Annotated in this window: 13 protein-coding genes; 7 read left to right on the top strand and 6 right to left on the bottom strand. The window is 54.0% G+C overall.

The genetic code is table 11. The annotated features are described in order from the left end of the window. The first annotated feature begins 125 nt into the window (after positions 1 to 125). Positions 126 to 530, top strand: a complete 405-nt coding sequence (locus GSQ62_RS09975) for an endonuclease domain-containing protein (protein ID WP_161889360.1) — start codon at positions 126 to 128, stop codon at positions 528 to 530. 51 nt (positions 531 to 581) lie between these two features. Here GSQ62_RS09975 and GSQ62_RS09970 read toward each other — a convergent pair whose 3' ends face one another. The 4 genes from GSQ62_RS09970 to sdaAA form a co-directional block, all read right to left on the bottom strand. Continuing rightward, entirely contained in the window at positions 582 to 1,178 is a 597-nt protein-coding gene (locus GSQ62_RS09970; protein ID WP_161889359.1) for an NADH-quinone oxidoreductase subunit C, read from the bottom strand. A gap of 41 nt (positions 1,179 to 1,219) precedes the next feature. Next, positions 1,220 to 1,771: an NADH-quinone oxidoreductase subunit NuoB gene (gene nuoB / locus GSQ62_RS09965; protein WP_161889358.1), complete on the bottom strand. Its 552-nt coding sequence runs from the start codon at positions 1,769 to 1,771 to the stop codon at positions 1,220 to 1,222. A gap of 160 nt (positions 1,772 to 1,931) precedes the next feature. Further along, positions 1,932 to 2,456 (bottom strand): NADH-quinone oxidoreductase subunit A, encoded by a 525-nt coding sequence (locus GSQ62_RS09960; RefSeq protein ID WP_161889357.1) that lies wholly within the window; start codon positions 2,454 to 2,456, stop codon positions 1,932 to 1,934. 277 nt (positions 2,457 to 2,733) lie between these two features. Then, positions 2,734 to 3,639: an L-serine ammonia-lyase, iron-sulfur-dependent, subunit alpha gene (gene sdaAA / locus GSQ62_RS09955; protein WP_161889356.1), complete on the bottom strand. Its 906-nt coding sequence runs from the start codon at positions 3,637 to 3,639 to the stop codon at positions 2,734 to 2,736. Positions 3,640 to 3,818: 179 nt separating this feature from the next. Here sdaAA and GSQ62_RS09950 point away from each other — a divergent pair, with 179 nt between their 5' ends. Further along, complete coding sequence (locus tag GSQ62_RS09950; RefSeq protein WP_161889355.1) at positions 3,819 to 4,964, top strand: App1 family protein; 1,146 nt, start codon at positions 3,819 to 3,821, stop codon at positions 4,962 to 4,964. A gap of 217 nt (positions 4,965 to 5,181) precedes the next feature. On the opposite strand, the gene GSQ62_RS09945 is transcribed toward GSQ62_RS09950, so the two are convergent. Then, a complete protein-coding gene (locus GSQ62_RS09945; protein ID WP_161889354.1) occupies positions 5,182 to 8,181 on the bottom strand; it encodes a glycoside hydrolase family 3 N-terminal domain-containing protein in 3,000 nt (999 codons plus the stop codon). 221 nt (positions 8,182 to 8,402) lie between these two features. On the opposite strand from GSQ62_RS09945, the gene GSQ62_RS09940 reads away from it, so the two are divergent. The 5 genes from GSQ62_RS09940 to GSQ62_RS09920 all read left to right on the top strand — a co-directional run bounded on the left by GSQ62_RS09940 (position 8,403) and on the right by GSQ62_RS09920 (position 12,034). Beyond that, positions 8,403 to 8,687 carry an acylphosphatase gene (locus tag GSQ62_RS09940; RefSeq protein WP_161889353.1) on the top strand — a complete coding sequence of 95 codons (285 nt, stop codon included), beginning with the start codon at positions 8,403 to 8,405 and terminating at the stop codon, positions 8,685 to 8,687. Between the two features lie 77 nt (positions 8,688 to 8,764). Further along, positions 8,765 to 10,033, top strand: coding sequence for a hypothetical protein (locus GSQ62_RS09935; RefSeq protein ID WP_161889352.1), 1,269 nt, complete (start codon positions 8,765 to 8,767; stop codon positions 10,031 to 10,033). A gap of 9 nt (positions 10,034 to 10,042) precedes the next feature. Beyond that, positions 10,043 to 10,597, top strand: coding sequence for a Crp/Fnr family transcriptional regulator (locus tag GSQ62_RS09930; protein WP_161889351.1), 555 nt, complete (start codon positions 10,043 to 10,045; stop codon positions 10,595 to 10,597). A 73-nt stretch (positions 10,598 to 10,670) separates the two neighbouring features. Then, on the top strand, positions 10,671 to 11,225 hold the full coding sequence (locus GSQ62_RS09925; protein WP_161889350.1) for a DinB family protein: 555 nt from the start codon (positions 10,671 to 10,673) through the stop codon (positions 11,223 to 11,225). Positions 11,226 to 11,401: 176 nt separating this feature from the next. Next, positions 11,402 to 12,034, top strand: a complete 633-nt coding sequence (locus GSQ62_RS09920) for a YczE/YyaS/YitT family protein (protein ID WP_161889349.1) — start codon at positions 11,402 to 11,404, stop codon at positions 12,032 to 12,034. 80 nt (positions 12,035 to 12,114) lie between these two features. Here the strand turns inward: GSQ62_RS09920 and GSQ62_RS09915 are convergent, their stop codons facing one another. Next, positions 12,115 to 13,539 carry a thioredoxin-like domain-containing protein gene (locus GSQ62_RS09915; protein WP_237587133.1) on the bottom strand — a complete coding sequence of 475 codons (1,425 nt, stop codon included), beginning with the start codon at positions 13,537 to 13,539 and terminating at the stop codon, positions 12,115 to 12,117. Positions 13,540 to 13,636 lie beyond the last annotated feature (97 nt).

Here is a 13,636-nt window from a genome sequence, read left to right as displayed (position 1 = left end):
ATTAGTGTGGTTCCGAGGCCGACTGTATCCAACCACCCCTGCCCCTCCTTGTCCAAGGAGGGGAGTCTGCTACTCCTAATGCTGCGTGCCTTCGTTTACTATACTTTATCAAAATCTATGCTATAATGACGCTGCATAACAGGAAGTATCTGAAGGAAAATCGTCAAGAGTTTAGAAGTAACTTAACGCCTGCTGAGGCTGAGTTGTGGAAATATCTGAAGGCTGGGCAATTGAGCGGCCGTAAGTTCAGAAGGCAACACAGCGTAGGCAATTATATCCTTGACTTCTACTGTCCTTCCGAAAAATTGGCAATTGAGTTGGATGGACAAGTTCACGAGCATATAGTTGCTGAACAGGTGGATACAGAACGGGATAAAGCGCTACAAGAATTGGGAATCAGAGTTATCCGATTTGAGAATAAGGAGGTATTTCAAAACCTGGATGCCGTGCTACAGGAAATCAGCAGTAGTAAAACTACCCTCCTTGGACAAGGAGGGGCAGGGGTGGTTGGACCCGGTACTGTATTTTGACCCGGTTCTATATACCAAGTCAGTTTATACTAAGCCAAAAGCATATATAACCTACTCCGGTTTCTCGCGCTTATCGGAAAAAGGCGTGGGCGTGCCTGTGAGTTGCTGTGGCTCTCCGCGGAAGCCGCTGTTCTCGTTGTGGTTGTCGTAGGGCACTTTGATGCCGTGGTAGTAATCCTGCAGTTTGTAATCCCGGCGGAGCGGGTGGCCTTCCCAGTCGGCGGCGCAGAGGATGCGGCGCATGTCCGGGTGGTCCGTGAAGTAGATGCCCACCATGTCGAACACCTCGCGCTCGTGCCAGTCGGCGGTGCGCCATATATGGCTGACGGTCGGAACGGCTGGGATGGGTTGCTCTGGCGTGTTGTTGCGTTCCACTATTACCTTCAGCATCAGGTGGTGGTCGTAGGGGATGGAGTAGAGGTTGTAGGCTACCTCCATGGTACCCGCCTCCGGGCCGTTGTCGATGCCAGTGATGCAGGAGAGGAAATCGAAGTAGGTCTGCTCGTGGTCGTGCAGGGCGAGGCACACTTCCGCCAGGCGCTCCGTCTGCAGCACTAGGTAGGGTTGCAGCTTGTCCGTATTCTCCGCTACAATCACCTCCGCACCGAATATATCGCCTATCAGGGCTTTTAGCTCTTCGAAAGACACCGCTTCTAATTTTGAATAACTGAATACTGAATACTGATGAATTAAGCAGTATGCTTATCGGCATCGGCGACGGGCTGGCCCTGCTGCGCGCGCCTGGCCATGATTTGCTGCACGGCTCTGGGCGCCCGGATGGTCTCTTTCCGGATGATTTCCTGCAACTGCAGAAAACCGCCAATCAGCGCCTCTGGCCTTGGCGGGCATCCGGGCACATATACATCTACCGGGATAATGCGGTCCACGCCTTTCACCACATGGTAGCCGTGCTCCCAGTAAGGTCCGCCGCAGTTGGAGCAGGAGCCCATCGAAATGACGTAGCGCGGCTCCGGCATCTGCTCGTAGAGGCGGCGCACGCGGTCGGCCATTTTAAAGGTAACGGTGCCGGCCACAATCATCACATCCGACTGGCGCGGCGAGGCACGCGGGATGATGCCGAACCGGTCCAGGTCGTAGGCGGAGGCATAGGCGCCCATCATCTCGATGGCACAGCAGGCCAGGCCGAATCCCATCGGGAACAGCGAGGTCAGGCGCGCCCAGTTCAACAGGTCGTCCAGCTTCGTGATGACAATGCCGCCTTCTCCGGTCTTTGCTTCCATATCGGGTGATGTTTATATATGATTTTCGTCAGAGTGTCGAGCCAAACGCAACCCTCAAGATTTCTAATTGAGAAACTTTCTGTCATTTCGAGCCTTTGCGAGAAATCTAAACGGTCTGTGAACAGATCTCTCCCCCTGGTCGAGATAACATTTTATGTTATTATAAATCCAATGCCTTCTGTTCCTCACTCGGTGCCTTTTTGTTCGGGCCATATTGCCGCTCGTTTACGCGCTGGTATATATCCATCGGGATTCTGGAGCGGCTTTGGGGGATGACCGGCTGCGGCTTTATCCAGTCGAGGTGGCCTTTGGCCCAGGCGTAGGCGAGGCCCAGCACCAGGATGCCGATGAAGATGAACATCTCGATGAGCGAGAACCAGCCCCAGGCCCCGTTGGTGGCTTCTATTAAATCGCGGCGGCCGAACACGGTAGCCCACGGAAACAGGAACGCCAGCTCCGCATCAAAAATAATAAAGATGAGCGCCACCACATAAAACCGCGGGTTGAACTGCACCCAGGCATTGCCAATCGGTTCCTCGCCGCTCTCGTAGGTGGTCAGCTTCTCCGGGTTGGGCCTATTCGGGCGAATCAGCCTGCTCGTGAGCAGGCCTACCATCACGAAGATGGCACTCCCGATCAGGAAGAGCAGGATGGTTCCGAAGTCAGATATGTAGTTTTCTGCCATAGCTGCAGCTGTTTAGGCAAATTTACAACAAAAACGCGGGATTGTCTGCCTCCGGCGCTTTGGAGCAGAGCGGGGCAGCGGTTATATATGCCCCGCGCCTGAACCAAAGCGTGTATCGCAGTATGGGAAAACAGCTTCTGCATATATAAATGCACATCATATATGCAGAAGCTGTTTAGTGTGGAGATCACTTCACAAATACAAATTGCGGGAGTTCGCCTATTTATGAATGGCAGGAAACTGCTGTAGTTTCCTGCCATTCATACATAGCCTGTGCCTATTCCGCGTCTTCGTCCGGAAGGATCTCCACATCCTGCACCAGCACAAAGTTCTCTATCTCGCGCGCCCTTGGCGTGTTGGCCAGCCCGCCTTCGGCTGTCTCTTTGTACTTGCGCTCCATGCTCTCGCCAACCTCGCCGAGGGCGGCCACGCACTGGTCAACCGGGATAACAGCGTTGACGCCAGCGATGGCCATTTGTGCCGACGAAAAGGCGATGGCAGCCGCACTGGCGTTGCGCACAATACAGGGCACCTCCACCAGCCCCGCCACCGGGTCGCAGATGAGGCCAAGCATGCACTGGATGGTAATGGCCACTGCCGTGAACACCTGGTCCACAGAACCGCCCAGGCAGTAAACGATGGCACCGGCCGCCATCGCCGCCGCGCTGCCGGTCTCGGCCTGACAGCCGCCCACGGCACCGGCCAGCGAGGCGTTCTGCTCAATGATCAGCGCGATGCCCGCCGCTACCAGCAAGCCTTCGTGTATCTTCCTATCGTCCAGGCCATGTAGTTCCTGCAGCGTGGTGAGGGTGCCGGGCAATATGCCCGAGGCACCCGCCGTCGGGGCCGCCACCACGCGGCCCATGCACGAGTTCACCTCCTTGGCCCCCAGCGCCCGAGACACCAGCATCTGAAACTCCGGCGACAGCACCGTGACAGAGGATTTTGCCACCTTCTTGGCGCTGTTGTTCACCATGCCCGAGCGGCTCTGCATGTTTTCGGTGAGGCCGGTCTGCACGGCATCCGTCATCACATCGTAGGCCTTTGCGATGTTCTCCCAGATATAATCCTCGGTGCGGCCTTTCTGTTCAATTTCGTATGCCAGCACGGGCTGGTACAGCGGCTGGCCTGTTTCGGCGCAGTGTTTTTCCCAGCTCCTGAAATCGTTAAATAGTAATGACATGGCAATTCCCCTTCCTATATATAAATAAGGGCTGTGCGCCCCAATGTAACTACGGTTTATGACTGCCGCCACATGCTATCCATAGAACAAACGCAACGGCAGGAAATGTTCTTGCACCCCTCGCATCCGTGTTCAACTCCTTCGGCTGTAATCCGTTCAAACAAAATAAAATACAATTCATGGCGAACATAAAACAGACAGCAAAAGAGGGGTTGCTGGCGGCTATTGAGCAGGTGGAGCATGGCCTGTCGCTGGCGAAGTTCAAGACAAAGGATAAACTGCACCTGCTGGAGCCCATTAACATTATGCCCTACTACGGCTTCGGTAATGAGAATTATATATACGTGAAGGGGAGGGTGCTGGAAGACGAAAAACTGGAGCAGTCGAGGAAAGGGGACGGCCCGCTGACGCACCTCAAAAACACCTACAAGCGCTACGAGTCGGATGAGATACCGGGCATCAGGCTGAAGGCCAGTTTTGCCGGGCAGGAGCAGGAGGTCGTGACGGACGGGGAAGGCTATTTTAACCTGGAGTTCAGGACGGATACGCCGATAGACTATAGTACCACCGGCAACAAAATAAAGCTGCGCCTGCTGGAGCAGAAAACAGACGGCGACCACCTGGAGGCAGAGGCCTATATATTTGCGCCGGGGACACACGTGGAGTTCGGCATCATCTCCGACATCGACGACACGGTGCTGGTATCCAAGGTTACGCACTTCCTGGGCCGGCTGAAGCTGGCGCTGCTGAAGAACTCCCTGGAGCGCAGCCCCTTTCCGGGTATCGCCGGCTTTCTGCGGGCGCTTTGCAAAGGCAACGACGAGCGGGGGCAGAACCCGCTCTTCTTTGTGTCGGGCAGCGAGTGGAACCTCTTCGACCTGCTGGTCAGGTTCTTCAAATCACACGACATTCCGGAAGGCCCCCTGCTGCTCCGCGACAAAGGCGCCAACCTGGACCGCGGCGAGTTCGAGACCAGTGAAGCGGAGTACAAGCGCGAGAAGATACGCCATATCCTCGACACGTACCCCAACCTGAAGTTTATCTGCATCGGCGACAGCGGACAGCACGACCCGGAGGTGTACCAGCACATTGTGCAGGAGTATCCGGGGCGCATCCTCGGCATCTACATCCGCGATGTGTCGCCGGACAAGCGTGATGCGGAAGTACGGGGTATCGCTGAAAAGGTGAGGGCGCAGGGCGTGGAAATGGAACTGGTGGAAGAAACGCTTTCTGCCGCCCGGCACGCCGTGAAAATGGGGTGGATTAATGAGGATCAACTGGAGGTTGTGAAACAGGCCTGTGAGCAGGATGCGGAGCAGAGTTGATGAAGAACTTATACCTTTATCAATTAGATTTTGCGCATGCCCGCGCTGCGAGGGCATGTTCCAACCACCCCTGCCCCTCCTTGTCCAAGGAGGGGCAGGGGTGGTTGGACAGATATGTAAAAACCATTTGATACTGGTATAATGCGTTAAAACAAAAGCGTCCGCTGCCATATATGGCAGCGGACGCTTTATATATAAATCGGCTAAGAACAGGGGGCTACTTCTGCGCCGCGCCTTTTTTGCCTTTGCCAGCCGCTTCAATGGCATCATATATCACCTGCTGCACTTTGGTGCGCGTGTTTAAATCATACAGCTTGCTGTTCTCGCGGGTGGGGTACACCCTGTTCGAGAGGAACACATACACCAGGTTATATTTTGGGTCGACCCAGGTGAAGGTGCCGGTGAAGCCGGAGTGGCCGAAGCTTTCGGGGCTGGCGCTTTTGGCAGCGTTGCCGTTCTCTATATAGGGTGAGTTGATGCGGTCGAAGCCGAGGGCGCGGCGGTTGTCGGGGCAGTACTGGCAGCTGGTATAGGTCTCCACCACATCCTCATCCAGGAGGCGGACACCGCCGTACTCGCCTTTCTGCAGGTAGAGTTGCATCAGTTTGGCCAGGTCGTTGGAAGTGCCGAACAGCCCGGCGTGGCCGGATATGCCGCCCAGCATGGCCGCGCCCTCGTCGTGTACCGTGCCGTGCAGCAGTTGCTTCCGGAACAGCGTGTCGATTTCGGTGGGAACAATGCGCGACTTGGGGAAGCGGTCCTCCGGGTTGAAGGTGAGCGTGGTGGCGCCCAGTGGTTTATATAGCTCCTCGCGCAGGTAATCCTCAAACTTTTGCCCTGTGATGCGCTCCACAATCAGTGGGTACAGGTAAAAGGACAGGTCGCTGTACACGTAGCCGGGCTGCGCGTTCAGCGGCGATTTGCGGATGGCTTTATATAGCCTTTTGTCGTATTTGCGGTGCATGTACAGGTTCTGCGCCACCTTTACCGGGAAGCGGGCCGAGGAATCGGCCTTGAAGGTGCGCCACTTAAACTTCCCGTTTTTCCGCACCGTCTCCTTCCAGAACGGTATCCAGGCCTGCAGCCTTGCCTGGTGCGTGAGCATCTCCTTGAAAGTTAAGTCTTCCTTATTCGATCCCTCAAACTCGGGCAGGTAATCGGCCAGGCGCTTGTTAAAGTCGAACTTGCCCTCGCTCTGCAGCTTCATCAGGGCCGCCAGCGAGGTGCTGATTTTGGTGATGGAGGCCAGGTCGTAGAGATCGGTGTTCTGTACCGGAACCTCGTTTTCGTAGGTATGGTAGCCGAATGATTTCTGGTAGATGACGTTCCCGTCTTTCGCCACCAGCACCTGCGCCCCCGGAATGGCCCCGGCCGCGATGGCCTGGTTCACCAGCGTGTCAATCCTGCTGAAATCTTTGGAGTCGAGCCCCACAGCCTCGGGGTAAGTGTACCGGAAGCGCAGGCCCGCCTCCGTGGCAAGACCGGTTTTTAAATCGTAGGCAGGCGTGGCCGTCACGGGCATTTTGCCTGTAGCCGCCGAGCCGCCGAATATCAGTTGGGCCGCTACCTCCTGCGTGTTTTGCGTTTCCTGGTACGCCATGATGAGCGTATTGATGTCCTTCAGCTCCCGGAACCTGGAAACGGAGTAGGCGTTGCCGAAAATGCTCATGATCACGTTCACGTTGCCGCGCGCCAGCTCTTTTATAAATACCACCTCTTCAGGCGTGATGCTATAGTCAGTCGCAGGCCTGGTGCCCACGTCGTGTATGCCCACCAGAATGGTGTTGTAGCCTTTCAGGCGCTCCTTCATGCTGTACAGGCTGTCGATGGAGCTGTTGGCGGGCAGGAAGAACGTATCAATGGCCGTATACTCGGCAAGCTTCGCCTGGAAAGCGGTGGGCTTGGTGGTGCCGATGGCCAGCGCCGCCACCCGGAGCGTGTCGAGGCGCTGGATGGGTATCAGGTTGGCTTTGTTCTGCAGCACCGTTACGGCGTTCTCCGTCAGCGTCCGGTTTATATACTGCGCCTGCGGGTTGTTGAGGTTCTGGTAAATGTGCTGGGGATCTACTGGTTTATAGTTATTCAGGCCTGCCCAGTACTTGGCTTCCAGCACACGCCTGACCCGCGCGTCAATCGCCTCCTGCGAAACAAGGCCGCTGTCTACGGCCATTTTAATGGCGTTGAAGCTGGAGTCGATGTTTTCGGGAAACTCCAGGACATCCATTCCCGCCATCAGCGACAGGGCATCGGCTGAGCCGCCGGGGTAAAACTTGGTGACGCCTTTCATGTTCATGGCATCGGAGAAAACCAGCCCTTCAAAGCCGAGTTTCTCCTTCAGAAGCGAGGTAATAACCGGTTTCGAAAGACTTGAGGGCAGGTTGGTGGTGGTGTCGAGGGAGGGGATGTTGAGGTGGGCGATCATCACGCCGCCGAGGCCTTGCTTCATGAGGTGCCGGAAGGGATATAGCTCCAGTGTGTCGAGGCGTTTGGCGCTTTGGTAGATGCTCGGGAGGTCGAGGTGCGAGTCTACGTCGGTGTCGCCGTGGCCGGGAAAGTGCTTGGCCACCGCGATGATGCCGTTGTCCTGCATGCCGCGCATATAGGCGGCGGCCTTGCGGGCCACGTTGTACTTGTTCTCACCGAAAGAGCGGAAGCCGATTACCGGGTTATCGGCGTTGTTGTTCACATCCACCACCGGCGCGAAATTGACGTGCATGCCCAGGCGCTTGAACTGATAGGCCACTTCCCTGCCCATGGCATATAGCAGCGTGTCTTCGGGCAGTGCGCCGAGCGTCATCTGGAACGGGAACTTCAGCACGCTATCGAGGCGCATGCCCACGCCCCACTCGGCGTCCATGGCCACGAGCAGCGGCACTTTCGAGATTTCCTGGTAGCGGTTGGAGAGGTGCGCCTGCCGGCCCGGCCCGCCCTGGAAAAACACAAGCCCCCCTACGTTGTATTTGATGATCTGCTGCGCGAGTGTGTCCTCAAAGGCCCTGTCGCGGTTGGAGTAGGCCGCCAGCATGATGAGCTGGCCGATGCGCTCGTCGGGCGTGAGGGTGGCGAAAACAGAATCGACCCAGTGCCGGCTGTCCTGCTGCAGAAAAGGCGGCAGCGTGCCCGTCGAGTCCGGCACCTGCTGGGCGAAAGCGGAGGGGATGGAGGCAAGCGTGCCGAAAAACAAAGACAGAAAAAGGGTGAGCCGCTTCAAAATCATATAGCTGCAGGTTTAGGGCATGAATGCATCAAATATAAAACTTTACCGCCTCTGATGGAAGCATCGGCAAAACATGTGCCCCACATTCTGCCACTTACACCGCGCGACCCGCTTATATGTGTTGTGCGGCCACGGGTATATATAGCCGACACCCACCCTGTTTTTAGAACCTGCGGCGGCCCCGTCCGTTTTGTGGGATATATAGCTAAAGACCATCGCATATGAGCCATCCCATCAAACACATCGCCATCCGGGTGTACGGCAAGGTACACGGCGTCTTTTTCAGGGCCAGCACCAGAGAGAAGGCCCACGAACTTGGCATCACGGGCTTTGCACAGAACGAGAAAGACGGCACCGTCTATATAGAAGCCGAAGGCACCCCCGCCGCCCTGAAGCAACTGGAGCAGTGGGCGCACCAGGGCCCCCGCAAAGCCAAGGTAGAGAAGGTGGAGGTAAAGGAGATGACGGAACTAGCCGGGTTTAAAGAGTTTAAGGTGAAGCGGTAGGGGGAATAGATAAATATAAAAATATTTATATTTATCTATTTAAATTATAAACTCTTTATCCTTTACCATACATTACTATGGAAGAAACTAAAGATTCTAACTACTCCTTGTGTCTTGAAATTATTGATCATATCAAAACCACTTACCGTTGGTTTAATGAAGGGCGTGATCCGTTTGCCAGAATAGGAATTGGATCTGATCCTGAAGATCTTGATGACACCTCTACTCAATATGTTTTGATTCTTTTTCCTTCAGAAGAAGAGCATCATAAAATGTCTTTAGAAGAGTTTGTTGAGCTTTCACCCGAAATAAAATCATTTGAGATAATCAATCCTGGTTTGATCAGAACAAAAAACAGAAGATACTATATCGTAAGCTCAAATGTTACCAACAATAAATATCTACTTAAGAAATTATATAATTTAAAAACTATATTAAAGGAAGGTATTGAACTTGATGTTGTAAAAGATTCATTCTTTGTTGGTTTGGCTGCTACAAAGCTTGAGATCTATAATGGCTTTTGGGTGATATCTTCACCATATTTAGCTGTTGAGGTTAGATATACATATAGTAATGCCCCTCTATCGCACGAGCAAGAACTAAATATTGTAAACTCATACATTTTCGAGATTGCTGATAGTACAGGAGTAGCTCTAAACTTATCAGAGATTAGCGTTCCACTTTTCGATTATGAAGATCATGATGGAGAATCTGAAAATGAGGAAGATTTGATTGGACATGTAGAAAAGGTAAAGTGTATTGAACCATATAATGAAGGCATGAGACTTTTTGTTTCAGCTATTCAAATTCAAGAAGCTGAACTAAAGTTTCTGAACTTTTATAAGATACTGGAACACTTTGCGCCTGTTGTGGTCAGCATTGAGGCACATGAATTAATGCGTGAAAAGCTTAAAGTGGCAAAGAGAAACTTTGAAAATGGAGACTACATTAAGTCTGTTTTTGATTTAGCCGAATCAGTCCGCAGCAGGTTCAAAGATGAAGAACTGATCAAGTCTACTTTCAATGTATGCTTCAATTTAATTGACCACTTTGAAGATTTACCTGAAAGCATTAAAAGGAAGGTTTACAGTGCTATTGGGGAAAAACAATTAAACTCTTCAACAGAACCACAAAAATTGAAAGTGGCCAGCAATATGGTAGGGAAGATTATTTACAATACCAGGAACAAAGTGGTTCACGCTAAATCTAATTTCAGGCCATCAGAGAATATATGTGACGGTTCTGACCTTGTAGATCTAAATATTTTCATGAAAGGTGTTTGCTCCAATGCTATCAGGTGGTATAATAAACAGCCCCAACACTTAAAACTTGCCATTGTAAATTAATACAACCCCATGCTCCGCACCCTCCTCCAGCAAGTCCCTTTCCTCACCCCCGAGGATATAGACGCCTTTGTGCCGCTCTGGAAAAAGCGGGTGCAGCTGAACCGGTACGACTTCCTGATACGGCAGGGGCAGGTGGAGCAGGGGCTGTACTTTGTTGTGAGCGGGGCGCTGCGCATCTACTTCCCGCTGCCCGACGAGGAAATCTGCGTGGGCTTTGGCTATTCCAACACCCTGCTGGTCTCCTTCCCCTCGTTCGTGGACGCCAAACCCTCTGCCTACTATATACAGGCGCTGCGAAGGAGCGAGTTGCTGGGCATCAGCAAAAAAGATTTCATGCAGCTGATGGCGCAGCAGCCCAATATCAAAAAGTTTTGGTATCAGGAGCTGGAGAAAGCGCTGGTGGGCAAGATAGAGCGGGAGGTGGACCTGCTGTTGCCCGAGCCGGAGCAGCGCCTGCAGCGCGTAATGCAGCGGAGCCCGCACCTGTTTCAGCACATCCCCAAAAAGTATATCGCCTCTTACCTGCGCATGTCGCCCGAGACGCTGAGCCGCCTGAAGGTGTAAATCTTGATTGGCGTCAAGGATTGGGAGCGGCGTGCAAAATACCTTTGCTCTACCACATAAAACAACGACCACTATGAGCACCTTAGAGCAATTGACCCAGTCCATCCGCAGCCTGCAACAGACAGTGGCCACCGACCTGGCCCCGCTGGCCCTGCCCTCGCTCAATTTCAAAACCAACCCCGACAGCTGGAGCATCCTGGAGTGCCTCGAGCACCTGAACCGTTACAGCCGCTACTATAACCCGGCCCTCGCCAAAGCCATTGAGAACAACTCCGACGGCACCTATGTGCAGGGCATCAGCTACAGCTGGTTTGGCAAAAAGTCATTGGAGATGGTGCGGCCGCAGAACACGAAAAAGCACAAAACCGTGAAGCACATGAACCCGATCAACAGCAGCCTGGGCCGTGCCACCGTGGAGGAGTTTGAACAACATCAGGCCGAGTTGCTGCGCCTGCTGCAGAACGCAAAAAAAGCCAACCTGCACAAAAAAGCGGTTCCGGTGGAGTTTTTCAAACTGCTGAAGCTGCGCATCGGGGAGGCGCTGGAGTTTGTGGTGCTGCACGAGGAGCGCCATATACAGCAGGCCCTGCGCGTAAAAAGCCAGCTGGCGCAACAGGCTGCGGCGTAATTATATATCTATTGATCGTGCAGCCAGAGGCATATGCCTTCGGACCGGCTTGTGACAGGTTTAACTAAATCAGGCGCAGCAGTTCGCCCGCTTTTCAAAGACGTTTCGGGATAATTTTGCTTTCTTGCGGCGCTTTTGTTTGAACATATAGCGCCGCGACAACAGGCGAAACGGAAATGCGCGACCGGGTTATATCCTATACATTCTTTTTCCTGGGCTTGATCTTGTTCGGCTTTGGCAACGCCATGGCCGTGAAGGTGAAGTGCCTCGGCTTGCACCCCTGGGAGGTGCTGAACGTGGCGCTGTTTCAGAAGTTTGGCCTCACCATCGGCACCTGGAGCATCTTCCTGGGCCTGCTGCTGGTGTGCGTTACCTGGTTCGTGAAGTGCGAGTACATCAACATCGGCACGTTTGGCAACGCGCTGCTGGTAGGCCCGTTCATGGATCTATTCCTGTGGCTTGATTTCCTTCCTGATGCCAGCCACACCTATATAGATTACCTTTTGCTGGCCTGCGCCATCGTGATCGCTGGCATAGCGGGCGGTTTGTATGTGGCGGGCGGCATCGGTGCCGGCCCCCGCGACGGGTTCATGCTCGCCATCTCCGACCGGACAAAGCTATCCATCAGCCGTGCCCGCATTGTGGTGGAGTTGGTGGTGCTGGTGATTGGCTACTTCCTGGGCGGGCCTGTATTTGTCGCTACGTTCTTCTTCAGTCTCATCCAAAGCCCCATTTTCCAGGTGATGCTCAAGTTCTTCCGCAGGCTACGCTCCTCGCTCACTCAGGAGCAGGCGGAGGTAAAGGTGTAAAAGTGGAAGTTTAGGAATTCCAATACTTCAAGTCATAGACTTGAAGTATACTTACTTTTATATATAACTCATATATGAGCTCAAAACCGGACCACGACCTCTTCCTTCTCCCCGGTATGTAAATCTACTCTGAACAATTGATGGCTGTTGGTGCTGGTTACCCACAACTGTCCGTTCAAAAAGAGGAGGTCATTTGGTTCGCTGAGGCCGTCGGCCAGGGTGCGGACGCGCAGGCGGCTCAGGTCCAGCACTTTTATCTTGCCGTTGTAGGTGTCAGCTATATATACATCGCTGTCGATAATCTCCACGCCCATGCAGTGCTGCAGCAGTGCATCGTCTACAGGCCCGTCCACATCCCCAAAATCGAAGAGGCCGCGGCCCAGCGGCGTGAGCACCATGCCCGAGTCTGTGTTCAGGGTCCGGATGGCGCTGGCTTCGGCGTCGGCTATATATAGCACGTTGCCGTTGCTGGCCAGCCCGCTCGGTTGGTTGAAGGCCGCCTCCAGCAGCAGCCCGTCGGTGAGGGCTTCGCGGCCGCTGCCGGCAAAGCGGTACACTTGTCCGGTTCCCATATCCATGCGGAGGATCTGGTGATTGCCAGCACTGGCTATATATAAATTGTTACCGAGCGCCAGCAAATCCCAGGGGCTGTTTGGGTTGACGGGCACGCCAATCTTGCTGTCCTTGAAATAATATTCCAGTTCGCCGGTGCCGGAGGCGGTGCTCACCTGCCGCTGCGCCAGGTCTGCTTTGCGGATGGCATTGTTTTTGGCGTCGGCTATATATAAACTGCCGTTGTGGAGCGCCATGCCGTGCGGCTCGTAAAAGGAAGCCTCCGCATAGCCGCCGTTCTCAAAACCCTGCCTGCCGCTGCCAATCACGTCCAGCACCTGGCCCTCCGGATTTAGCTTGAGGATGCGGTTGTGCCCGCTGTCGGAGAGGTACAGATGGCCTTCGGTGTCGGCAAGGAGCTTAGAGGGGAAGGAAAGTGCCGACCGCTCCGCCTTTTCTTCCATATGCAAATCAATCGGGTCCCGGTTCAGCGCCTGCGCAAACTCCTCTGCCATCTTTTGGATATAGGGTTGCACCGTGTTGTACACGCCCTCGCCCGCATGCTGGCCCACCACTTTGCCGTTTGGGTTGATGAGCACCACCGTGGGCCATGCCCGGATGCCGTACTCGTTCCAGAGCCTGTAGTTGGCGTCGTTCACCACCGGGTGTGTTATGCCGAACTTGCGGATGGCCTGTCCGATGGTTTCGTTCTGCTTCTCGGCGTCGAACTTGGCGGAATGCACCCCGATGACCATCAGCACATCGGCAAACTCCTCCTCCAGCCGCTTCAGGTCCGGCACAATGTGCTGGCAGTTGATGCAGCCGAAAGTCCAGAAATCGAGCAGCACAATTTTCCCTCTAAAGTCTTTGATAGACCAGTTGCGGTTGGTGTTGAGCCAGTCAGACTCTGTATATAGTTCAGGTGCGTTGACGCGTCCGGTGAGCATAGGCATACAATTGATTACGAATGTGGGATAGGTATCTATGATTTCTGTTTACAACCCTATCCTACTACGGCAATATGTCGGGGGGCGGTTTGCCGCGGGTGCC

The organism is Pontibacter russatus (genome assembly GCF_009931655.1).
Classification (GTDB): Bacteria; Bacteroidota; Bacteroidia; order Cytophagales; family Hymenobacteraceae; genus Pontibacter; species Pontibacter russatus.
This window is presented reverse-complemented; position numbering and strand designations above follow the sequence as displayed.